Here is a 22,705-nt window from a genome sequence, read left to right as displayed (position 1 = left end):
ATAGAAATCTACCTGCTTTTCCTATAAAATAAAAGGTAATGCATAGAAACCTTTATTGTTTAGGAAGGTGGGGGGATATGGGGAAAAAGAAAAAGAAACAAGTTTCCCTTCGGTTGAATTTAGTGTTTTTTACGGTGTTTGTTTTATTTTCATTGTTAATTTTAAGGTTAGGAATCGTACAGATTGTTTATGGGGAAGATTACAAGCGAGAAATTGAGCGGACTGAAGATATTACGGTGAATAGTCCAGTACCGCGGGGGAAAATGTATGACCGAAACATGACCACAATTGTTGATAACTCCGCTAGTAATGCGATTACTTATACAAAAAGTCAAGGTACGGGAACAGCAGAGATGATTGAGGTTGCCGAGAAACTTGCCAACCTTATTGATAAGGATGTTAAAGAGGTTAGGGAACGGGATAAGAAGGATTATTGGTTATTTAGAAATCCTGAACTAGCAGAAGAGAAGATAACTGAAGATGAATGGGATTTATTTTATCAAGAATCACTGGATAACACAGACATCTATAATCTTCAGCTCGAGCGAATTACGGAAAAAGAGTTAAATAAACTAACGGACAAAGACATGGAGATAATTGCAATCTTCCGTGAGTTTAGCGGTGGTTATGCGCTGACTCCACAAATTGTTAAGAAAAACGTAACGGCAAAAGAGTATGCCGCTGTAAGTGAAAATCTTGAGCAGCTTCCGGGTGTAGACACGACCACAGACTGGGATCGAGAATATCCGCTTGAGCCAACGTTAGCAACTGTTCTCGGTAGGATTACTGACTCTAATGAGGGTTTGCCTAGAGAAAAATTGGAGTACTATTTATCCAGAGATTACAGTCGAAATGACCGAGTAGGTAAAAGTTATTTAGAGCTTCAATATGAAGATGTTCTACACGGACAAAAGGCGAAAGTTAAAAACATAACCGATAAAGCAGGGAATGTTTTGGAGACCGTGCCTATTACCGAAGGGGAAAGAGGGAAAGACCTAGTCCTTTCGATTGATATGGATTTGCAAATTGCAGTTGAAAAAATCATTGAAGAAGAATTGGCTAAGGCAAAGCAACAGCCAAGAACAAGATTTTTAGATCGAGCCTTTGTCGTTTTAATGGATCCCTTTACAGGAGAAGTATTGACAATGGCGGGTAAGCAAATTGTAAAAGATGAAGAAACAGGGGCAAACACCATGAGGGATTTTGCTCTAGGGAATATCACCACATCCTACACTGTTGGCTCGTCTGTTAAAGGTGCCACCGTGCTAACTGGATTAAATACGGGTGCGATTTCCCCAGGTACGACTTTCCATGATACTCCGATTGTCATTAAAGACACAAAACCTAAAAGTTCATGGAGAGCTGGTCTAGGTACTCTTGATTATAAAAATGCTCTCAAAGTATCTTCAAACGTATATATGTATAGGACCGCTATCAATGTTGGTGGAGGCGTATATCGATACAATCAACCTCTTTCAATCAACCCGAAAGCATTTGACACATTTAGGAATTCATTTGCTCAGTTTGGACTCGGGATAAGGACTGGAATTGACCTTCCAAACGAAATGGCTGGGTTTAAAGGGATTGACCGTGGACCAGGTCTTTTGCTTGATTTCTCTATCGGTCAGTATGATACCTACACAACTATGCAACTTGCGCAATATGTTTCAACCATTGCGAATGGGGGGAATCGAATCAAGCCGCAGATTGTTAGGGAGATTCGGGAGCCAGTTATGGATAATGAAGAAATAGGTCCAGTGTTAAAAACTTTTGAGCCTGTGGTTCTTAATAAGGTAGACGCTGAGCCGGAATGGATTGCAGGCGTGCAGGAAGGGTTCCGCCGTGTTATGCAGGTTTCAGGTGGAACTGCTTATGGAAGTTTTGGAAGTGCTAGCTATAAACCAGCAGGGAAAACAGGGACGGCTCAAGCATTCTATGACGGACCAGAGCGTAGCAAATTTGATGAGGCTCCTGGTGTCATGAACTTAAGTCTCGTAGGGTATGCTCCATATGACAATCCAGAAGTAGCTATGGCTGTAATGGTTCCATGGGCTTATGAAGGAAACAGTGGACATACTGCAAATAGTGCCATTGGTCGTAGGGTGATGGATACCTATTTTGAATTAAAAGAAAATCGCCAAAACAAACAAACAGATAAAAAAGACGAAGAATCCTCTGAAGAAGATTCGGATGAATAAGTTGTGAGACTGTCCAATAGGGCAGTCTTTTTTTTGCGGTTGTATTAAGAAATCTAGTTGATTTATTAAAAAACCTTCTAGAATTCCCTTTTTTTCGACAGATATACACACATTTTGTGTAAATTTACAAAACCTTTACATTCCATTTAAACAACCTTAAAAAAAGGTCTGTATTCTGTTACTTGTAGGACAAAACAAAAGATATTTCTTAGGGGGAATAACGGAATGAAAAGTCTTAAAAAATTAAGCTTATTAGCATTAGTTGCTGCAGTGATGATGTTTATCGCAGCGTGTGGAGGTGGCGAAGGGTCAAGTGGTGGCTCAGATGCTAACACTGAAGAATCCACAGAACTAGAAGGTAGCGTAGTAATTGACGGATCCGGAACTGTTTATCCCTTTATGGCGAAAATGGCTGAAAATTATATGACAAATGAACAAGAAAACGTATCGGTTGAAGTAAGTCGAGCTGGAACTTCTGCTGGTTTCCAAAAATTCTTAGTCGAAGATGGAACAGACTTTAATGATGCATCACGTTCAATTAAAGAAGAAGAGTCGGCAACAGCTGATGAATTAGGAATTGAAGTTCAAGAATTAAAAGTTGCCTTAGATGGATTAACCTTTGTTGTGAACAAAGAAAACGATTGGGCAACAGAATTAACTCAAGAGGAAATCATCAATATCTTCCTTGCAAGTGGTGGAAAACAGAAATGGTCTGATGTTCGTGCAGACTTCCCAGATGAAGAAATCAAAACTTACGGACCAAATGAAAACCATGGAACATACGAGTTTATGTTTGAAAATATTCTCGAAGAACAAGATTTAGTTGACGGAATCAACTTACAGCAAGACTACTCTGTACTAGTTGACTTGGTTTCAAAAGATAAAAACGCCATTGCATTCTTTGGATATGGGTATTATGCATCGAACACAGATAAGTTAACTGCTGTAAAAGTCGACTTTGGAAGTGGTCCAGTTGAACCATCAGTAGATACGATTGCTGAAGATGGTGAATATGCACCATTTACTCGCCCAGTATTCAGTTACCTAAATGTGAATCATGCGAAAGAAAAGCCTCAAGTATTAGATTATGCAATCTATACGATGGAAAATGCTAACACTGTAGCTCAAGAAACTGGGTTTGCACCGCTTCCTGAAGAAGAAATTCAAGCTGCAGTTGATACACTAAATGGATTGAAATAATTTCAATCTGTTTAAAAGATGAGAAGACTTCTTCTCATCTTTTCCCTGTTTTAAAACTTTCCCCCTTCTTCATAAAAGGCTATAAAGAATATTGTCGCTTTTCACAGGGGTGATTGGAGTGGAAATCACCCCACCACGTTAAACAGAGCATAATTAGTAAGTGAAAGGAGAACTCACTTTGCAAAACACAGCAGGTCAAAACAATACGAATATCCGTGCTCTTATAGAAGAAAAGAAAAAAACAAAGAGCGTAGGAAGAACAATAGAAAAACTCGTGCCAAGTATTTTATTAGCCATAGCAGGTGTTTCAATTTTTACGACAATTGGGATTTTGTTAACTCTTATTACTGAAACGTTCCTCTTTTTCAAAGAAGTTTCAATTATAGACTTTTTCACGGGGACGGAATTAAAACCTTTAGGAGAAAATGCTGTTTTTGGTGTGCTGCCTCTGTTAACCGGAACCTTGATTTCCACAGTGATTGCTATGCTTGTAGCAATTCCTATAGGTTTGATGACAGCCATCTATTTAAGCGAATATGCATCTGAAAAAGCTCGGAGAATTTTAAAGCCAATCCTTGAAATTCTTGCAGGTATTCCAACAATCGTTTATGGATTCTTTGCATTTACTTTTGTTACTCCATTATTAAGATCATTTATCCCTGGATTAGAGCCAACAAATATCCTTAGTCCCGGGATTGTAATGGGGATCATGATTATTCCAATGGTCGCATCACTATCTGAGGATGCGATGAGCTCTGTTCCCAATGCAATGAGAGAGGGTGCTTTAGCTCTAGGATCGACAAAACTAGAGGTTACGTTTAAAGTGGTTCTCCCTGCAGCAATTTCTGGAATCATTGCTTCCTTTGTGCTTGGGATTTCCCGTGCAATTGGGGAAACGATGATTGTAACAATCGCTAGCGGAAGTTCGAAAAATTTCACTTACGATGTAACACAATCGATGCAAACGATGACAGCTTACATTGTTGAAGTATCTGGTGGCGAAGCTGCTGCCGGGACAACCCTGTATCATAGCCTTTATGCCGTAGCCTTTACTTTATTTGTATTTACACTTGTCATGAATATGATAGCACAATATATTTCTCGTAGATTCAGGGAGGAATATTAATATGAAGTATATTGATAACAACTTAGTTCAGAAAAAAATGGGATTACGATTACTCCGAAATAAGCTTGCGAAACTCTTTTTTATGCTCGCGACACTCTTTGGACTATTAGTATTGATTATCCTTATTTATCGAGTCATCAGAGATGGATCAGCTTGGATTGATTTTGACTTTCTAAGCAATAAATTATCAACAGACGCTGAAAAGGCCGGTATCATGGGAGCCATTCTCGGAACCTTTTGGCTAATGCTGGTGGTTGCCCCTGTCACGATGATCCTTGGAATTGGTACAGCTATCTATTTAGAAGAATATGCAAAAAAAGGCAAGTTACAATCGATCATTCAAACCAATATCTCAAACCTAGCTGGAGTTCCATCTGTCGTTTTTGGTCTCCTTGGTTTGACCGTGTTTGTTAGAGGACTAGACCTAGGGAACATCGTTCTAGCAGGTGGATTAACGATGGCACTTCTTGTTCTTCCAGTAGTTGTGGTATCTGCTCAAGAAGCGATACGTGCTGTGCCTGGCTTTTTGAGAGAAGCATCTTACGGAATGGGAGCAACAAAATGGCAAACAATTAAAAACGTAGTGTTACCAGCTTCACTGCCAGGAATATTGACTGGGACAATTTTAGCTCTTTCGCGGGCAATCGGTGAAACGGCACCACTTGTTGTTATTGGGATTCCAGCGTTATTAATTCCCCTGCCAGATGGAATTTTTGACAAGTTTACGATTCTCCCTGTTCAAATTTATTACTGGACACTTGATTCCGCACTGGTTGCAGAGTATGCCAATTTAGCAGCTGCTACCATTGTGATTTTATTGGTTGTCTTGTTCCTTATGAATTCAGTGGCCATTTATATTCGCAATAAGTTCCAACAAAGATTTTAATCTAGGAGGTTTACAATCATGCCGGTATTAGCTGAAAACAAACAGATTCAAGTGGTTACATCCATGGAGGAGGCTACAAAAACCGTGACGTCGAAAAAGGTTGTTTATGATACAAAGGATTTAAATCTTTGGTATGGTGATGATCACGCATTAAAGAATATTAATCTCTCTATCTATGAAAATGAAGTTACCGCGATTATTGGACCATCAGGGTGTGGGAAATCCACCTATATCAAAACGTTAAACAGAATGGTCGAAATGATTCCGGTTGTTCGGATTTCCGGTGAAATCCTGTATCGTGAAAAAAATATCCTTAATCACTCCTATAAAGTAGAGGATTTACGAACAAAAGTAGGCATGGTTTTCCAAAAACCTAATCCATTTCCAAAGTCTATTTATGAGAATGTAGCGTACGGTCCTAAAATTCACGGAATCCGCGATAAGAAAACCCTGGATGAAATTGTTGAGAAAAGTTTAAAAGGCGCCGCTATCTGGGACGAAGTAAAAGACCGACTCAACGAAAATGCTTATGGCCTATCTGGAGGCCAACAACAACGTTTGTGTATTGCTCGGGCATTGGCGATTGAGCCAGATGTTATTTTAATGGACGAACCAACCTCAGCACTTGATCCTATTTCTACACTGAAGGTAGAGGAACTTGTGCAAGAGTTAAAGAAGGATTTTAGTATTATTATTGTCACACATAATATGCAGCAAGCTGCTCGGATTTCTGATAAAACAGCTTTCTTCCTAAGCGGTGAAGTGGTTGAGTTTGCAGGTACAGACAAGATTTTTTCTAATCCATCTGATAAACGGACGGAAGATTATATTACTGGTCGGTTTGGTTAATACGCTTACCTTGTTATACAACAAAATCAAATGTTTACAGAATAGAAAAAAGTATAATTGAAGGGAGCTTATAAAGATGGTTGTAAGAGAAAAGTTCGAAGAAGAATTAAACCAGTTGCAACAAAAATTGATAGCACTTGGGAATCTGGCTTCAAGTGCGTTAACAAAGTCATTGGAAGCTCTAGAAAACGGGGATATAGAATTAGCATTAAAAATTATGGACGATGATGCACGGGTTAATATTCTCGAGGAGGAAATCAATGATTTTGCCATTCTACTAATAGCTAAACAGTCTCCAGTTGCCGTTGACCTGCGACGGATTATTGTGGCTATTAAAATTGCAAATGACATTGAACGTATTGCTGATTTTGCGGTAAACATTGCGAAGTCGGCGATTCGAATTGGGAGAGAGCCTCTTGTAAAGCCTATTGAGCATATCAAGCAAATGCATAGATTAACATTAACAATGCTATCACTTTCCTTGGAGGCTTTTGGGGAAGGAGATTTAACCAAAGCGAGAAAAATTGCGGAGATGGATGATGAAGTAGATGATTTATACGGGCAGACAATAAGGGATTTATTACAGCTAAATGTAACCCATTCGAACCAATCTTCCCAAATTACTCAGCTCTTGTTTATATGCCGTTACCTGGAAAGAGCGGCTGACCATACTACGAATATAGCCGAAAATGTTTTCTATCAGGTTAAGGGGAAACGTTATGATTTAAATAATTAAAAACCCACTAGCATTTCCGTGTGAAAAGTGCTATTATAGAAAAGTCGTATGAACGAAACAGGTATGTTTGGAGGGAAAAAATATGCGTGTAAATATTACGTTAGCGTGCACAGAGTGCGGAGACCGTAACTATATTTCTAAAAAAAATAAACGTAATAACCCAGATCGTCTTGAGCTTAAAAAATATTGCCCAAGAGAAAAGCGTGCAACTGCACATCGTGAAACAAAATAAGAGCAGCGGGAATTATCCCGACTGCTTTTTTTATATTCAGATCTAAATTCGTTGTCCATCATCCTAGTAAACCATTACTAATTACATATAAAATAATATAAAGGAGGTTTATAAGTGGAGGAGAAGAAACAACTTCGAATTTCAATGAAAAGTAACCTAGAGAAACTTAGCTTTCCACTATATGAGGATCTCTCGTATCGTATAGCTGGTCAACTGTTTAAGGACGAAGATTGGCTGGAGGCTAAGTCAATAGGTATTACAATCTCTAGGGCACCAGAGGTCGATACCTTGCAGATAATCCGAAAAGCATGGGAACTGGGAAAACAGGTAGCCATTCCAAAATGTAATCCACGAACGAGAGAACTTGTATTTCGCACCTTTACAAGGTTTTCTGAGCTTGAAATGGTATACTCAGGTCTTTATGAACCGATCGTTTCAATGACAAAGGAAGTCACCTCTGATGATTTAGATTTACTTATTGTTCCAGGGTTAGCTTTTACAAGAAAGGGGTTCAGGCTTGGGTTTGGGGGCGGTTATTATGATCGTTACTTAGGGGAAAATAAAGCACAAACGATTAGTTTAGCTTTTACCCAACAGTTGGTGGCGAAGCTCCCGGTTGAATCCCACGATCTTCCGGTATCCAAGATTATCACGGAAGAGGAAGTGATTGTTTGTGAATGCTGATTACATAGGGGTCTTTGCCTTTATTGTAATTGGAGCAGTATTGGCATGGAAATCTAGAATGCTTACCCTTTCAGGGGCGATTATGGCCATCTTTGTTGGATGTTGTATAGCACTTGGGTTTGGAATCGAAGGCATCGTATTACTTGGAACTTTTTTTATTAGTTCGAGCGTGTTATCAAAACTGAATAGGAAGAAAAAAAGTTCATTGGTAGATATTCATGAAAAGGGGTCAACTCGGGATTGGGTCCAAGTGCTAGCAAATGGTGGGCTCGCAGCGGCTTTCGGCTTAGCCGCCTTTATTTGGCCGACTCCACTCTTTATCCTCGCATTGGGAATATCGCTTGCAAGTGCCAATTCAGATACGTGGGCTTCAGAACTAGGAACGATGAGTAGACGTCCCCCAATCTCAATTAGAGGCTTAAAAAGAGTTGCTACGGGTACATCTGGAGCTGTATCTTTTTGGGGGACAATAGCTGGGTTTGTTGGGAGTCTGCTGTTAGCTGTGGTCGCAACCTTACTCTTTCAACTAAGCTTCGAAATCTTCTTTGCCATTCTTCTCTTTGGCTTTTTAGGGATGCTTATTGATACCATTTTGGGTGCCTATCTGCAGGCGGAGTACATTTGTTCAAAGTGTGGTTTACATATTGAAAAGCCAATTCATTGTCATGAGGAAGCTGTGCTGTGTAAAGGGCGTAGCTGGATACGGAATGACACCGTTAATTTTATTTCAAGTTTGAGTGCTGTCGTATTGGGGTTAGTCTTCTTTAGTGGGTATTAAATTAATATGTTCACTAAGCAAATGAAAGTCTCGAAATAGGGGAAATTAAAAAATATGCAATGATTAAGGGGGACTAGAAATGAAAAAACGTGTAAATCGGGTTGTTTTAATAGGTACCGGATTTGTAGGATCAAGCTATTCGTTTGCCATGTTAAACCAAGGGGTGGCAGAAGAGCTTGTTCTGATCGATTTAAATAGGGAGAAATCTGAAGGGGATGCGATGGATTTAAATCATGGGATGCCATTTGCTCCAGCTCCTACGAAAATATGGTACGGAGGATACGATGAGTGCCAACATGCGGATATTGTTGTCATTTGTGCGGGCGCAAACCAAAAACCTGGAGAAACAAGACTCGATCTGGTTGAGAAAAATACGAAAATTTTCAAGGGAATCGTAGAGGAAGTAATGGCAAGTGGATTCGATGGAATATTTATCGTTGCAACGAACCCAGTTGATATTCTAACCTACGCAGTTTGGAAATTTTCGGGGTTACCGAAAGAACGCGTAATTGGCTCGGGGACCATTCTTGATACAGCTCGTTTTCGTTTCCTCTTAGGCGATTATTTCGATATTGATACCCGAAACGTTCACGCTTATATTATTGGCGAGCACGGAGATACAGAACTACCAGTTTGGAGCCATGCAGACATAGGTGGCAAGCCGATTAAAACGATTATTGATGAACAGGAGCAGTATAATCTGGAAGATCTTGAACAAATTTTTATAAATGTTCGGGATGCTGCTTACCATATCATTGAGCGTAAAGGAGCAACATACTATGGGATTGCAATGGGGCTCGTCCGATTAACAAAAGCTATCTTACAAAATGAAAATTCTATTTTGACCGTATCAGCGTATATTGATGGAGAGTACAATCACAAGGACCTCTATATTGGTGTCCCTGCTATCGTAAATAGGAATGGTATTCGGGAAGTATTAGAGCTTTCATTGTCTGAGGAAGAAAATGAGAAATTCAGTCACTCTGCAAATGTTTTAAAGAAAATAAAAGAATCTGTCTTTCCATCCTAAATCAAGTTGCCGCCTATTCCCTTTAGGCGGTTTATTTTTTTTCTGTCACATCTAGTTGGATAAAAGCCTCTAAATTGCTACAAAATATAGATGGAGGGATGTATATGCTGAATAAACTGTTATCGGTCTTTCTGTTAAGTATCACGGGGTATTTTGTATACCAAAATCGTTATAGGTTGATGAACAGGGTTTTAGGCAACACAATCCTTAGACGATTTGCGGTAAGCTCTCTTATGGGGATCCCTGGTATTCGCCAGAAGATTTTCCAATCTGTTTTTTCCGGTCCATCAGAAATCAGGTAAAAAGGCCTTTAGGGTCTTTTTTTCTTGGCTCTTTTCTCAAACTTTGTTGCTTTTGGACTCAAAATAGAAAGGGTTAAGCTTTGTTTCAATTCATAATAGCTTTTAAATAATGGGAAAAGAGCTTGCAAACTTACTATAACGTACCAAATAGCTTAGCTTGCGTTAAAATCGGCTTTAGGTAGTAAAAATCGGCTTTAAGATTTTTACAATTTTAACAATAATTTTTACGAAAACACCATTTTCTTTGTCTGCCTACCTGTCCTCTAGAGGATTCGTTTATAATAGTATAGTGATACAGTCATAAAATTGAGGGGAGAGTGAGACAAAATTGAACATGACTGCGGAGTATCTATTTTGGAAAACAGCGAACCTCCTAATTGTTAATGAACATTATAGGATTTTACAAATATCTAAAGATCGACAGGAGATTTGGTTAGAAAAAGTAGAAAATAAGAGCTCGCAAATATATAGGCTCCTTTGCACAAGCTTAGATTGGAGCCATTTGCTACAACGAGATATTGGGCTAGTTGTCGGTAATGGCAGTAAAGTTCGGAATAAGTTAGTTAGAGGGCATTTAACGATTACTAATCTTTATTTTATGCCTTTACCTCCTGTTGATGATTATGAGTATCTTCTTACTCAACCAAAGTATAGCCCTGGTAAAGGTCGAGTGAAAGTAACTAGCTTCGTTCTTGATAGTAGGAATTTATCTAGTTCTCAGAAAACACTCAAACAGCTATTAGGGGAGCAAGTTACCCTAGACTTACATAATGATTTTATTGAGGAAGAAATACAAAATATTAGAAAACAAGCTTTGTCAGACGCATCAACGAGAGCGAAGGCGGAGCAAGCAATATTTCACTCTGGCATTCCATTTTTTACATATATCTTAATCGCAATTCAGTTGATTGTTTTCTTGCTAATGGAATTTAAAGGGGGGAGTACCGATTCCTCTACTTTGATAAATTTTGGAGCTAAATTTAACCCTCTTATCCTTGAGGGAGAGTGGTGGCGGTTCTTTACTCCGATGTTTTTACATATTGGTTTTCTCCACCTCGTGATGAATTCATTGGCATTATACTATTTGGGTCCCATGGTCGAACGTATATATGGGAATGTTCGATTTTTATTCCTATATCTATTTGCTGGGTTTGCTGGAGTTTTAGCCAGTTTTTTATTTAGTGCAAACTTGTCTGCAGGAGCAAGTGGTGCTATTTTTGGTTGCTTTGGTGCCTTACTCTATTTCGGGGTCATCTTTCCACGGCTTTTTATGCGATCATTAGGATTTAATATCCTTATTGTTCTTGCCATTAATCTAGTGTTCGGCTTTACCATTCCCGGTATCGATAATGCAGGTCATATTGGCGGACTACTGGGGGGCTTTGCTGCAGCCGGGATATTACGTTTTCCTAGAAAAAAAAGACTAGGTTCACAAGCAATCTTCCTTGCTGCGACGGCTGCTTTAATTGTTGGGATGCTTCAATACGGCTATAGCGACTCTGCTTCGGTAGTGGATAGACAGTCTATTTTAATTCTTGCACAGGATTATATTAAGAATGAAGAATTTGATCAGGCTTATCGACTGCTTGATGATTATCGTGCTAAGGATGGAGACTCTCCTGAAATTTTATTTCTCCTATCTTTTACGGAGATAAAAAGAGATAACATAGAAAATGCCAAGTCCTATCTTCTCCGGGTTATTGAACTTGATCCTAAGTTTCATGAAGCTCATTACAATCTCTCATTAGTTTATTTAGAACAAGGATCCTTTGAAGAGGCAAAAATACATGCAGAACATGCATTGGGGCTTAACGCTGATAAAAAGGAATACAAGGACTTGCTAGAGAATATTTCATCTTATATGAAAATGTCGGACACATAAAAACATCGTTCTAGTTATGACCGGCTATAAAATTCCATATTTGAAACGGGAAACGGTGTAATTGGCTGATTACACCGTTTTTTCTGTATTGGTACCACTTCTATATGAAAGCCTGAAAAAAGTATATCAATTACTGTCTATTTAAAAACTAATTTTTTTGCTTACTTACATTCCCTGAGTATGATTTTTTTTTGGTGTGGCAATGATGGGAAAGTGATTAGGAAAATAATGGATTAATAAATATTTCAGAGAGAAGATTTTCGAGGTGGATTATGGAGCAAAAAATAAAACATCCTGTTCAAGCAGATATCAAGGAAAATATCGCTTATTTAAAAGAGTCATTGGGAGTTGATAAAAGTTTTGACGTAATTCAGCTCGATGTAGAATATGCAGAAAAGGAAATGGCCTTCTTTTTAATAGATGGATTTGCAAAAGACGACATTCTGCATCTTATCATGAAATTCTTGGCTAACCAAAAGCCAGAAACTCTTCAGGATGATACATTGCACAAGCTTCTCCGTACATATATTCCATACGTTGAGGTGGAAACATCGGATGACTTGGATGAGGTAACGGATAAGGTACTGGCTGGACCTACAGTTCTACTCGTTGATGGCTTAAACCAAGCCATTGTAATTGATGCCCGTACTTATCCAGTTAGAGGCCCGGAAGAGCCTGACACAGAGAGAGTGGTTAGAGGAGCCCGGGACGGGTATGTAGAAACGATTGTTTTTAATACTGCTCTGACTAGAAGAAGGGTTAGAGATCGTACATTAAGAATGGAGTATATGCAGGTAGGTCGAAGGTCCAAAACAGATATTGTTGTGAGTTATATCGAGGATATCGCTGATCCAAAAATGGTTAAAAAGGTAAAGGAAGCAATATCAAAAATTGATACAGATGGTCTCCCTATGGGCGAGAAAACCGTTGAAGAATTTATCTCAGGGAGGCATTGGAATCCATTTCCTACCGTGCGGTACACGGAAAGGCCGGACACAGCTGCTGTCCATTTATATGAAGGACATGTTTGTATTATCGTTGATGGATCCCCAAGTGTAATGATTACACCTACGACTTATTGGCATCACATGCAGCATGCAGAAGAGTATCGCAATAAACCGCTTGTAGGAGCTTATTTGAGGATGATCCGGTTTATTTTAGTCTGGGCATCAGTCTTTCTTCTGCCACTTTGGTATTTGCTTGCGTCTCATCCAGAACTATTGCCTGAGAAATTTTCTTATATAGGAATTAATGATCCTGGTCAGATTCCACTGTTTGTTCAATTTATGATTATTGAAGTTGGTCTAGATGGCTTAAGAATGGCAGCAATTCATACACCAACATCACTCGCTACTGCACTGGGGCTTGTTGCAGCTCTTATGATTGGACAGGTCGCCATTGAAGTGGGCTTACTGACAAATGAAGTAATTTTATATTTTTCAATTGCTGCGATTGGAACATTTGCAACACCAAGTTATGAGATGAGTCTGGCAAATCGTCTTGCAAGAATCTTCTTACTAATAGTTACTGCTGCATTTGCTACTCCAGGATTAGTAGTGGGAACGGTTCTCTTAGTTATCTACCTTGTTCGGATGAATTCTTTTGGAATTCCATATTTGTGGCCATTTATTCCATTTAACTTCAGGGCCTTCCGCGATGTAATCGTGCGTGCACCTATGCCATTAAAGAATAAGCGCCCACAAGTAATGCATCCAAAAGACCCAGATAGGTAAAAACTTCGGTATGTCATAAATGTTTCCTACTTGAGAAGCCTGCTGGTATCGATTATACTTATTTAATGTAAATTTATTCACATATGAGGGATTACATTGAAGACAATCTATGATATCCAGCAATTATTAAAAAGGTTTGGATCTTATATCTATGTTGGAGACAGAATCGCAGACCTTGAGCTAATGGAAACTGAAATTAAAGAACTCTATAGCTCACAATTAATTGAAACAGCTGAATTTCAGTCTGCTATTATGCTGTTAAGACATGAGATTAGACTGGAAAGAGAAAAAAAGAAAAGCAGAAACTAGGTGAGAGAGATGGCGGAAAAATGGCTTATCGGTGTGGATTTAGGTGGTACCACAACGAAAATTGCTTTTTTCAACTTTTATGGAGAAATTCTACATAAGTGGGAAATACCGACGGATGTATCAAATGAAGGCAAGAATATTACTACAGATATTGCAAAAGCAATTGATGGTAAACTCGATGAACTCGGGCGTTCTAAAAGCAATGTTCTAGGAATTGGGATAGGTGCACCTGGCCCAGTAAATCTAAATACCGGTGGGATTTACGAGGCTGTTAATCTTGGATGGAGGGATGAGTATCCATTACAAGATTTGCTCGAAGTGGAAACCTCATTACCAGTCGTTGTTGATAATGATGCGAACTGTGCTGCCTTAGGAGAAATGTGGAAAGGGGCCGGGAACGGCGCCAAAGATATTGTATGTGTAACCCTTGGAACAGGGGTTGGCGGTGGAGTGATTACCAATGGGGATATTGTCCACGGAAAAAGTGGTGCAGCTGGGGAATTGGGTCATATCACTTCAGTTGCAGAAGGTGGAGCACCTTGTAATTGTGGTAAAAGTGGCTGCCTTGAAACAATTGCTTCAGCTACTGGAATTGTTCGTTTAGCAGTGGAGGGACTGAAAAAGGCTGATCAACAGGGAGCACTAGGCTCAATATTCCGTCAAGTAGGACAAGTAACTGCGAAAGACATATTTGATACAGCAAGAGAAGGAGACGAAATTGCTAAAAATGTTATAAAAGAAGTCTCTTTTCAGCTTGGATTAGCCCTTGCTAACATCGCGAATACCTTAAATCCTGAAAAAATAGTTCTAGGTGGAGGGGTATCTAAGGCTGGTTCTGTGTTACTTGACCCGGTTAAAGAAAACTTTTTACAATACTCTTTTCCGAGAGTTGCAAAATCAACCGAAATTGCCCTTGCAACATTAGGGAATGATGCAGGAGTTATCGGAGCTGCCTGGATTGTGAAAAATAAAGCCCCAAAAACAATTAATTAACAAAAACGTGTCCATTCTATAATGGGCACATTTTTTATGCGAATAACTCTGCTCTAGTTAGTAAATAGGAATGTGTCCATATTCATAACAGGAATAATAAAGGATATAAATAATAAAATGAAAGTGGGAAGAATAAAAGTGAGTTTGCTTTTTCATAATAAGCATTTAGGATGGTCTTTGTATTCTGTATAGGAAAAAGTTCCATCGCTGTTCGTTTTAACAGGAGGTAGCCCGTATGAAAATGAAAGGGAGTATGAATATCTCATTCGTCACAATGGCAGTCTTCCTACTTTGGATTAAGACATATATTGTCTATAAAACTAGCTTTGATATCAATATTGAAAACTACACACAAGAAATCATTTTATTTATAAATCCGCTAAGCTTCCTAATGCTTATCTTTGGGATAAGCTTTTGGATTAATCCAAAGAATCGGACAGGTTACATTGTCGCCACAAGTCTTATCATTTCATTGATATTATATGCTAATGTCGTTTACTACAGGTTTTTTAATGACTTTCTGACGGTTCCAGTTCTTTTTCAGACTAGCAATATGAGTGATTTGGGGAGTAGTGTTACTGAATTAATCACCATCACAGATTTGCTTTACTTTAGTGATTGCTTTTTGCTCTTCTATCTTATAAAGTTTCGTGCTAGGCCAGTGAATAACTTGGGTTTTACTACCTTACAACAGCGAGCATTTATGCTATTATCTTTAGCGATGACCTTTTTTAATCTTGGCTTAGCGGAGTCAGAGCGCCCACAGTTGCTAACTAGGACCTTTGACCGGGAGATTCTAGTGAAAAATATTGGTACCTATCATTACCATATTTACGATATTTTTCTCCAATCCAAATCTTCTGCACAGCGTGCGTTAGCTGATGGCAGCAAATTAGCAGATATTGAAAACTATGTACGTGCAAATTATATCCCACCAAAAAAAGAGTTGTTTGGAATAGCCCAAAATAAAAATGTTATTCTGATTTCAATGGAATCCGTGCAAAACTTTGTCATCAATGCAAAGGTAAACGATGAAGAAATAACTCCATTTTTGAATGAGTTTATAGAGGATAGTTTTTATTTCGACCATTTCTATCATCAAACAGGACAAGGAAAAACGTCTGACTCTGAATTTATTGTTGATAATTCTTTGTATCCTTTAAGTAGAGGGGCGGTATTTTTTACACACTCAGCAAATGAATATCACGCAATCCCTGAAGTTCTTGACAATCATGGCTATTATACGGCTTCGTTACATGCGAACAATAAAAGTTTTTGGAATCGGGATATTATGTACAAATCGCTTGGCTATGACCGTTTTTTCTCCTATTCCGATTATGAGATTAGCAAGGAAAATTCTGTTGGTTGGGGATTGAAAGATATAGACTTTTTTCAACAGTCAGTGCAGCATTTAAAAGATGTCCCTAAGCCCTTCTATGCAAAGTTCATTACGCTGACAAACCATTTCCCGTTTGAATTAGATGAGCAGGACCGCTATGTTAAACCCTTTACTTCAAACGATAAAACGGTTAATCAATATTTTTTAACTGTTCGCTATTTAGATGAGGCACTTAAAACCTTCATTAATGAATTAAAAAGTGTCGGATTATATGAAAACTCCATCATCATCCTGTACGGAGACCATTATGGGATTTCAGAGAACCACAATAAAGCAATGGAAGAGTTCCTTGCAGAGGACATTACACCATATGTGAGTACGCAACTTCAACGAGTTCCATTAATTGTTCATATTCCTGGGATGAAGGGGCACACACTTTCTTCAATAGGTGGGCAAATTGATTTAAAACCCACAATCCTTCACCTTCTAGGAATTGAGACTAAGGCAGATATGCAGTTTGGTTCTGATTTATTTAGTCAAGAAAGAATGGATATTGCTGTGCTTCGTGACGGCAGTTTTATCACTAAAGACTATCTATTTACAAGAAATACATGCTATAGTAGTAAAACTGGCGAGCAGGTAGAAAAGGCCTTGTGTAATCCTTATCTGGAAAAAGCTAAAACTGAACTAGGATACTCTGATCAAATTATTTATGGTGACCTTCTCAGATTTTATGGACAACCGCTTCGAACAAATTAACCATATAATGTGTTCAGCCTAAAACCTACGCAAAAAAAGCGTGGGTTTTTTAAAAAGTCTGAAACATTTTTTGAATCAATACGTAATGTTTTATGTACAGAAAGGTGGGGGAGACTTGATTGGGTATTTTAATAAGAAAAGAATAACGAAATTCCTTTTTTTTTCTGCTTTCTTATTTGCTATCACAGGTATTGTTGTGGGCTGCTCGAACAATCATATTTCCCAGCCACATGAAGGTTTAAGCCATAATCCCTTTAGAAAAGAAAAGCCCAGGGTTTCTTTTTTTGGAGAAAAGGTCATGCCAATATCGGAGGTAGAGGGCAGTTTCTCTGAAGTTGCTGGATGGCTTAAAGAAGACACCATCCTTTACATAACGAATTTCAATACAGGATCAAATCTTTACACTTATCATTTAACAACAGGTGTTAGTTCATTGTTTTTCCAAAGTGATAACCCGGTAGTTAGCACAGAAATAAGTCCGTTGAGGGATAAAATACTCATTCATACAGCACCAACAAGTTATCAAGCTGAGGTTATCATTAAAGATATTAACGGTGAGACTCTTTCAGAAACCAAAATTGATTCTTTTGAATTAGCCTATGAATGGAACCATGGAAATGAGGAAGAGGTATTAGTGTCGGCATTTAACGAGGATTGGAGCTTTAATACCTATATTCTGAATATCCATGAAGACAACTTAACGGAAGTAAGCCTACCGGAACCATTTGTTGTTTGGCCGAAAGAAAGTGAGCTGCTTTATTTAAATTGGGACAAAAATGCTCCAAATCTCAACGCTCCTCTAAAAAAAAGAAACTTAGACAATGAAAAAGAAGATACCTTAATGACCTCTGTACATCACGTTGATTCCTCTAAGGAGTATATATTGGCTATCTCTACGGGCGAACAAGATTCTATGCAGTCGATTTATAGTATTATGAACACAGAGTTTGTAAAGACTTCAGAGTTCGAGGTTCCCCATTTAACCGCTTTTTCAAGTTGGTTAGTGCCCTTTTATGATTTCATTGACCGTGAGAAAAAATTAATTTATCTTCAACCCCTTCGGAGTGGAGAGGCAGATTTATACGATGAAGGATTTGTGCTCACAGAGTATTCTTTTGAAAAAAATAAAGGAAAGCAACTGTTAGAGCAGCTTGAGAATGAACCGATTTCTTGTTCCCCGAATGGGACATTGTGCCTTTACGGTTATCAATTTGAAAAGATAATTGATTTGACTGAAAAGGAAATAATAAGTTTGGTTCAGCAATAGGAAAAGGAAAAAAGGAGAGAGTAAATAAAATGGCAATTGTAGATGTAACCGTGATTCCAGTAGGAACTCAATCGCCTAGTGTAAGTGCATACGTGGCGGAAATTCAGAAGCTTCTCACCAATTATGAAAAACAAGGGAAAATACGATTTCAGTTAACTCCAATGAATACGATTATTGAGGGGGAGCTTCCGATCCTATTTGAAGTCATTCAGGAAATGCATGAGGCCCCTTTTTCTAAAGGGATTCTACGGGTTTGTACAAACATAAGAATTGATGACCGCCGTGATGTTTCAAGGAAAATGGAAGATAAGGTTGAAAAGGTACGGAGTTTACTTGAATAAAGAAAAAAGGACCGCGCTATTTGCGGCCCTTTTTATCATCTTAATTAATGGGCTACAGGGTAACCACTGTGAATAACTGTCATAATTGTAAACCAACCAAACACAAGAAGAGAACCTCCACCAAAAACGATCCCGAGTAGATTCTTGTTTTTCAAAGCTGAAAAAGTTCCGTATGCAGCCAAAATTGTTACTAATGAAAAAATAATAACCAGTCCCATACATATCCCCCTTTAAATATAGTTAATAAGCATCATTAACGATGTAGGCATAGGCCTTATGTAGACTCTACCTTATATTCGATACTATTTTATAGCTTTTTCTACCATTTGTCGAGGTCTAAAAAGCTGAGCCTACAATTATATGCTGCTGCAATCCCTGCCATTAAGGTGGAAAACTGTTGTTCAACAAAGAACACTTCAGAATGGCCTTTACTGGTTTTGTAAACGAGATGTTCATCAACCTGAATTTTAGCCATTTCCAATTGCTGATTTTCCCCTGTTAGAAAAAAGGCTGTCAGTAGTTCTTTATATAAGTATGTCCTTGTTTGGCCTTTAAAACCGTTGTCGAAAAAACAATCGCCTATGAATCCACTCTCGAGTACGATAAGAGGGTGTAAGGCTTCAAAAAGTTCAGCTTCTTTTAGTAATGACATAGCACTGTTTGCGTCGTTTTCATCTTCGTAGATATATGTACAGTCTAAAGTTTCGATAAGCTTTAAATTGTAGCTTAACAAAGATGCAAACTCTGGAATATCCGTAATAAGAGGGTTAACCTCAACACCATAAGCAAAGTCCATGGCGGGAAATCCTCCTTTTTAGAAAGAAATGTATAAGAGAACTTAGAGAATTGTCTGGCGCGCAAGGCTATTTACTAGCAAACCAGCTCCGTCCTTTTCTTATCCTACTTAAATATAAGCTAGTAATAGTGTAAAATAGAAATAGTGAGAAAATCAACTATGGAGGTGCAATGAATGAACTGGTTCCCATTACCGCTCGGACCTTTACAAACAAACTGCTATATCCTATCACAAAAGGATGGTAGTAGTTTAATTATTGACCCAGGGGAAGAGCCTAATAAAATCATTCAATACATAAGTAGTAAAAAGCTTTATCCTAAAGCCATTTTATTGACCCATGCTCATTTTGATCATATTGGAGCTGTCGATGCAATTAGGGAAAAATACGAAATCCCAGTGTATATTCACAAGAAAGAAGAAACTTGGCTTTCAGACCCATCACTAAATGGTTCACAGTTCTTTTTACCAGGCCAAAAGATCATTGCGAAGGAAGCTGACCATATTATATCGAATGAAAAGACTATGGAATTTGAAGGTTTTTCCTTTGAAGTATTTGAGACTCCGGGACATTCTCCTGGAAGCATATCCTTTTACTTTAAACAGGCTGGAATAGTTGCCTCTGGAGATGCTTTATTCCAAGCTAGTATTGGACGAACAGATCTTCCGGGAGGAAACCATAATCAGTTATTGGAAAGCATCCATAAGAAGCTACTCGTGCTCCCTGAAGAAACCGTGGTTCTACCAGGCCATGGACCCGCCACAACAATTGGTCAAGAAATGGACTCCAATCCGTTTTTAAATGGATTTTAAAAAAATAGGCTGCTTTAAAAAAGTACACTGTTGGTTTCATATACCGTTGATTGAAGCGAAGTACCTGGAGCGGAAATCAACAACCACGTTTAACAAGCAAAAATAAAAAACCCTTCGGGCAAGAAGGGTTTTTTAGGGATTTTGCTGTTTTAAAATAAGGGAAGGTTATTTCTTTGTTACTAATTGTAGAATACAATAATGAAACCACTACGTCAATAGTGTAAACGACCAAGGAGAAACTATGAATACCTACATTGAGGAAATGATTCATAACAGTGCAAATAAAAGGATTACCTATGCAGAGTTTATAAGAGCTGCCCTTTATCACCCTGAAAAAGGCTATTACATGAAAAATGATATAAAAATAGGGCGATCAGGAGATTTTATCACAACCAGCAATGTTTCACATATATACGGGAAAATCATAGCGAAGTGGTACGCTGAAAACCATTTAAAATATCATCTTCCTGCAGCAATTTGCGAAATTGGCGGTGGAACAGGCCGGTTTGCAAAGGCGTTCTTGGAAGGCTGGGGGCAGTATACTTCCGTTCCGTTAACGTATTTTCTAGTTGAATCAAGTCCGTATCATCAACAATTACAGGCAGAAACGCTAGTTGGTTTTAATAATTTTACACAGTACCAAAACATAAGCCAGCTCCGAAATTTTACAGGCTTAATCTTTTCTAACGAACTTTTTGATGCCCTTCCCGTACATGTTATTGAAAAGAAGGGGGGCGAATTATACGAGGTGATGATTACTTCAAGTGAGCATGGACTCAAGGAAGTCCTCGTGCCTCTTGAGAACATGGAGATTTTGAGATTTATTGATCAACATGGCGTCTCCTTAAATGAAGAACAGCGGATTGAAATTCCATTAGAAATGGAAGAAATGGTGAAATCGATTAGTGAACGACTTACTTGTGGAATCGTTATTAGCGTCGATTATGGTTACACGAAAGAAGAGTGGCAACATCCGGAAAGGAAAAATGGGAGCCTAAGAGGATATTATCGTCAACAAATGTATGAAGATGTTTTACAGTTTCCTGGGATGATGGATATTACCAGCCATGTTCATTTTGATGCGCTCATTCGTTCTGGGGAAGAAAATGGCTTAAGGTTTAAAGCGAAACAAAGACAGGATGAATTTTTACTATCAGCGGGGATCCTTGATGAGTTAGCTGACAGCTATGACCCAAATCCTTTTTCAGAACAAAGTAAACTTAATAGAGCAATAAAAAGTCTTATTTTACCTGGGGGCATGAGTAGCGCCTTTCACGTCATCATTCAGGAAAAAGGCTGTGATTCAAGCAAAAGAGAATAGTTTAGGCGCATTGAAAAAAGCGATGGAAAATTCCATCGCTTTTTAGTGCAGCTTGGGCATTAATGTCCTGCACCAGGTACCATTAAGAATGTGGTGTAGTAAGTAAATCCTGCAAAGAAAATCGTTAAGTACGCTCCGAATATGTAAATATACATACGTTCGGATAATTTTAAATAACTTAAAAGCAAGAAAAACCCAGTTTGCCCAAAGAAAAGCAAGGATGCTGTATACATATCCCCTACTAAAAACATGACTGCGAAAATACCTGTCCAGAATCCTAAAACTCTGTACATCCGATCCATAGCCACCCCTCCTTTTTACCAATCAAGTCCATCACATTCCAATTATAAAGTAAAGAGGAGGGAAAAGTAAATAAGCATTGTTTAAACGGTTACTAAAGCCTGGTATGTGCAGGATTCACAACCAGCAATAAGGTTCTCTTTTTCAATCAATTCAATATCTCCGAATAGTGATTCAAACATGCCTCGTAAAAACTCTACGTGCATATTACAGACTGTCTCCGGATGCTCCATTGCGACTTCCTTGAACGGGCAGTTAAAAATTTGGAAGAATATTTTGGTTTGCTCTTCATTCGATTCAAATTCTGGGTAAAAACCAGCGATAGTAGCTGCCCCCTTAACGATATTTAACTTTTGCTCAAATGTTAGGTATTCCACATGTTGATGATGTCCTGCCATCTCTTGCTCAATTAACTCTGTGCCTAGTCGCTTGCCTGTAAGGTATAACGCCTTCTTTCCTTCTTCCCCTAAAGACATCATCGTAATCATGGCGATTTTCGAGAGTAATTGGTAATCGCGGTATGGGAAATTCAACTGGATAACGTCCTCAGACAAACGGTAAAGCCTGCTAGGTCGACCGCCTTTCCCAGTTTTCTTTGTTTCAGATACAAGCATGTTAACATCTTCTAATTTTGATAAATGAAGTCTCGCAACATTTGGGTGTATTTCAAAATTATCGGCAATTTCTTGCACGGTCACATCTTTATGACGTTTCGTAATGTATTGATAAATATAGTAGCGCGTGGGATCAGATAAAACACTTGTTATTTTTAATGTTTGTTCCACTCTGCTTCACCTCATACTGCTGAATTTTTCTTTTATTATAATACAGCTG

24 protein-coding genes are annotated in these 22,705 nt (G+C 38.4%); 20 read left to right on the top strand and 4 right to left on the bottom strand.

The features are described 5' to 3' along the window. The first annotated feature begins 77 nt into the window (after positions 1-77). The 18 genes from LG336_RS20265 to LG336_RS20180 all read left to right on the top strand — a co-directional run bounded on the left by LG336_RS20265 (position 78) and on the right by LG336_RS20180 (position 18,644). Positions 78-2,198, top strand: coding sequence for a peptidoglycan D,D-transpeptidase FtsI family protein (locus tag LG336_RS20265; RefSeq protein WP_404329285.1), 2,121 nt, complete (start codon positions 78-80; stop codon positions 2,196-2,198). Between the two features lie 225 nt (positions 2,199-2,423). Beyond that, the gene (locus tag LG336_RS20260; protein ID WP_404329284.1) at positions 2,424-3,398 is read left to right on the top strand and encodes a PstS family phosphate ABC transporter substrate-binding protein; all 975 of its coding nucleotides are present in this window, start codon (positions 2,424-2,426) and stop codon (positions 3,396-3,398) included. Positions 3,399-3,576: 178 nt separating this feature from the next. Next, on the top strand, positions 3,577-4,524 hold the full coding sequence (gene pstC / locus LG336_RS20255; RefSeq protein WP_404329283.1) for a phosphate ABC transporter permease subunit PstC: 948 nt from the start codon (positions 3,577-3,579) through the stop codon (positions 4,522-4,524). Position 4,525: 1 nt separating this feature from the next. Continuing rightward, positions 4,526-5,410: a phosphate ABC transporter permease PstA gene (pstA, locus tag LG336_RS20250; protein WP_404329282.1), complete on the top strand. Its 885-nt coding sequence runs from the start codon at positions 4,526-4,528 to the stop codon at positions 5,408-5,410. Positions 5,411-5,473: 63 nt separating this feature from the next. Then, the gene (pstB, locus tag LG336_RS20245) at positions 5,474-6,259 is read left to right on the top strand and encodes a phosphate ABC transporter ATP-binding protein PstB (protein ID WP_404333241.1); all 786 of its coding nucleotides are present in this window, start codon (positions 5,474-5,476) and stop codon (positions 6,257-6,259) included. Between the two features lie 76 nt (positions 6,260-6,335). Further along, positions 6,336-6,995, top strand: coding sequence for a phosphate signaling complex protein PhoU (phoU, locus tag LG336_RS20240; protein WP_404329281.1), 660 nt, complete (start codon positions 6,336-6,338; stop codon positions 6,993-6,995). Between the two features lie 82 nt (positions 6,996-7,077). After that, complete coding sequence (gene rpmG / locus LG336_RS20235) at positions 7,078-7,227, top strand: 50S ribosomal protein L33 (protein WP_090740981.1); 150 nt, start codon at positions 7,078-7,080, stop codon at positions 7,225-7,227. Positions 7,228-7,341: 114 nt separating this feature from the next. After that, positions 7,342-7,911 carry a 5-formyltetrahydrofolate cyclo-ligase gene (locus tag LG336_RS20230; protein WP_404329280.1) on the top strand — a complete coding sequence of 190 codons (570 nt, stop codon included), beginning with the start codon at positions 7,342-7,344 and terminating at the stop codon, positions 7,909-7,911. Beyond that, positions 7,901-8,689, top strand: coding sequence for a DUF92 domain-containing protein (locus LG336_RS20225; RefSeq protein ID WP_404333240.1), 789 nt, complete (start codon positions 7,901-7,903; stop codon positions 8,687-8,689). The genes LG336_RS20230 and LG336_RS20225 overlap by 11 nt, the downstream gene beginning before the upstream one ends. Before the next feature lie 79 nt (positions 8,690-8,768). Beyond that, positions 8,769-9,719: an L-lactate dehydrogenase gene (locus LG336_RS20220; RefSeq protein ID WP_404329279.1), complete on the top strand. Its 951-nt coding sequence runs from the start codon at positions 8,769-8,771 to the stop codon at positions 9,717-9,719. 104 nt (positions 9,720-9,823) lie between these two features. Then, complete coding sequence (locus tag LG336_RS20215; RefSeq protein WP_404329278.1) at positions 9,824-10,021, top strand: hypothetical protein; 198 nt, start codon at positions 9,824-9,826, stop codon at positions 10,019-10,021. Between the two features lie 334 nt (positions 10,022-10,355). Beyond that, positions 10,356-11,903, top strand: coding sequence for a rhomboid family intramembrane serine protease (locus LG336_RS20210; RefSeq protein ID WP_404333239.1), 1,548 nt, complete (start codon positions 10,356-10,358; stop codon positions 11,901-11,903). A gap of 272 nt (positions 11,904-12,175) precedes the next feature. Continuing rightward, positions 12,176-13,636 (top strand): spore germination protein, encoded by a 1,461-nt coding sequence (locus LG336_RS20205; RefSeq protein WP_404329277.1) that lies wholly within the window; start codon positions 12,176-12,178, stop codon positions 13,634-13,636. Positions 13,637-13,732: 96 nt separating this feature from the next. Continuing rightward, complete coding sequence (locus tag LG336_RS20200; protein ID WP_404329276.1) at positions 13,733-13,945, top strand: YqgQ family protein; 213 nt, start codon at positions 13,733-13,735, stop codon at positions 13,943-13,945. Between the two features lie 9 nt (positions 13,946-13,954). Next, the gene (locus tag LG336_RS20195) at positions 13,955-14,938 is read left to right on the top strand and encodes an ROK family glucokinase (protein WP_404329275.1); all 984 of its coding nucleotides are present in this window, start codon (positions 13,955-13,957) and stop codon (positions 14,936-14,938) included. A 235-nt stretch (positions 14,939-15,173) separates the two neighbouring features. Next, positions 15,174-17,036, top strand: coding sequence for an LTA synthase family protein (locus LG336_RS20190; RefSeq protein ID WP_404329274.1), 1,863 nt, complete (start codon positions 15,174-15,176; stop codon positions 17,034-17,036). A 298-nt stretch (positions 17,037-17,334) separates the two neighbouring features. Then, positions 17,335-18,303: a hypothetical protein gene (locus LG336_RS20185; protein ID WP_404329273.1), complete on the top strand. Its 969-nt coding sequence runs from the start codon at positions 17,335-17,337 to the stop codon at positions 18,301-18,303. Positions 18,304-18,332: 29 nt separating this feature from the next. Beyond that, positions 18,333-18,644, top strand: coding sequence for an MTH1187 family thiamine-binding protein (locus LG336_RS20180; RefSeq protein WP_404329272.1), 312 nt, complete (start codon positions 18,333-18,335; stop codon positions 18,642-18,644). Between the two features lie 44 nt (positions 18,645-18,688). Here LG336_RS20180 and LG336_RS20175 read toward each other — a convergent pair whose 3' ends face one another. Continuing rightward, positions 18,689-18,862, bottom strand: a complete 174-nt coding sequence (locus LG336_RS20175; RefSeq protein ID WP_404329271.1) for a DUF2759 domain-containing protein — start codon at positions 18,860-18,862, stop codon at positions 18,689-18,691. A 101-nt stretch (positions 18,863-18,963) separates the two neighbouring features. Beyond that, positions 18,964-19,440 carry a hypothetical protein gene (locus LG336_RS20170; protein WP_404329270.1) on the bottom strand — a complete coding sequence of 159 codons (477 nt, stop codon included), beginning with the start codon at positions 19,438-19,440 and terminating at the stop codon, positions 18,964-18,966. Positions 19,441-19,614: 174 nt separating this feature from the next. On the opposite strand from LG336_RS20170, the gene LG336_RS20165 reads away from it, so the two are divergent. Both LG336_RS20165 and LG336_RS20160 read left to right on the top strand, forming a co-directional pair. After that, complete coding sequence (locus tag LG336_RS20165) at positions 19,615-20,250, top strand: MBL fold metallo-hydrolase (RefSeq protein WP_404329269.1); 636 nt, start codon at positions 19,615-19,617, stop codon at positions 20,248-20,250. A gap of 241 nt (positions 20,251-20,491) precedes the next feature. Continuing rightward, positions 20,492-21,571, top strand: coding sequence for a class I SAM-dependent methyltransferase (locus tag LG336_RS20160; RefSeq protein ID WP_404329268.1), 1,080 nt, complete (start codon positions 20,492-20,494; stop codon positions 21,569-21,571). Between the two features lie 59 nt (positions 21,572-21,630). On the opposite strand, the gene LG336_RS20155 is transcribed toward LG336_RS20160, so the two are convergent. Both LG336_RS20155 and LG336_RS20150 read right to left on the bottom strand, forming a co-directional pair. Continuing rightward, complete coding sequence (locus tag LG336_RS20155; protein WP_404329267.1) at positions 21,631-21,873, bottom strand: DUF2626 domain-containing protein; 243 nt, start codon at positions 21,871-21,873, stop codon at positions 21,631-21,633. Positions 21,874-21,954: 81 nt separating this feature from the next. Beyond that, positions 21,955-22,656, bottom strand: coding sequence for a helix-turn-helix transcriptional regulator (locus LG336_RS20150; protein WP_404329266.1), 702 nt, complete (start codon positions 22,654-22,656; stop codon positions 21,955-21,957). Positions 22,657-22,705: the final 49 nt, after the last annotated feature.

The organism is Mesobacillus maritimus (assembly GCF_044803185.1).
In the GTDB taxonomy this organism is placed as follows: domain Bacteria; phylum Bacillota; class Bacilli; order Bacillales; family Cytobacillaceae; genus Mesobacillus_B; species Mesobacillus_B maritimus_B.
The sequence above is the reverse complement of the archived record's forward strand: the minus strand, read 5'-3'. Positions and strand labels throughout refer to the sequence as shown.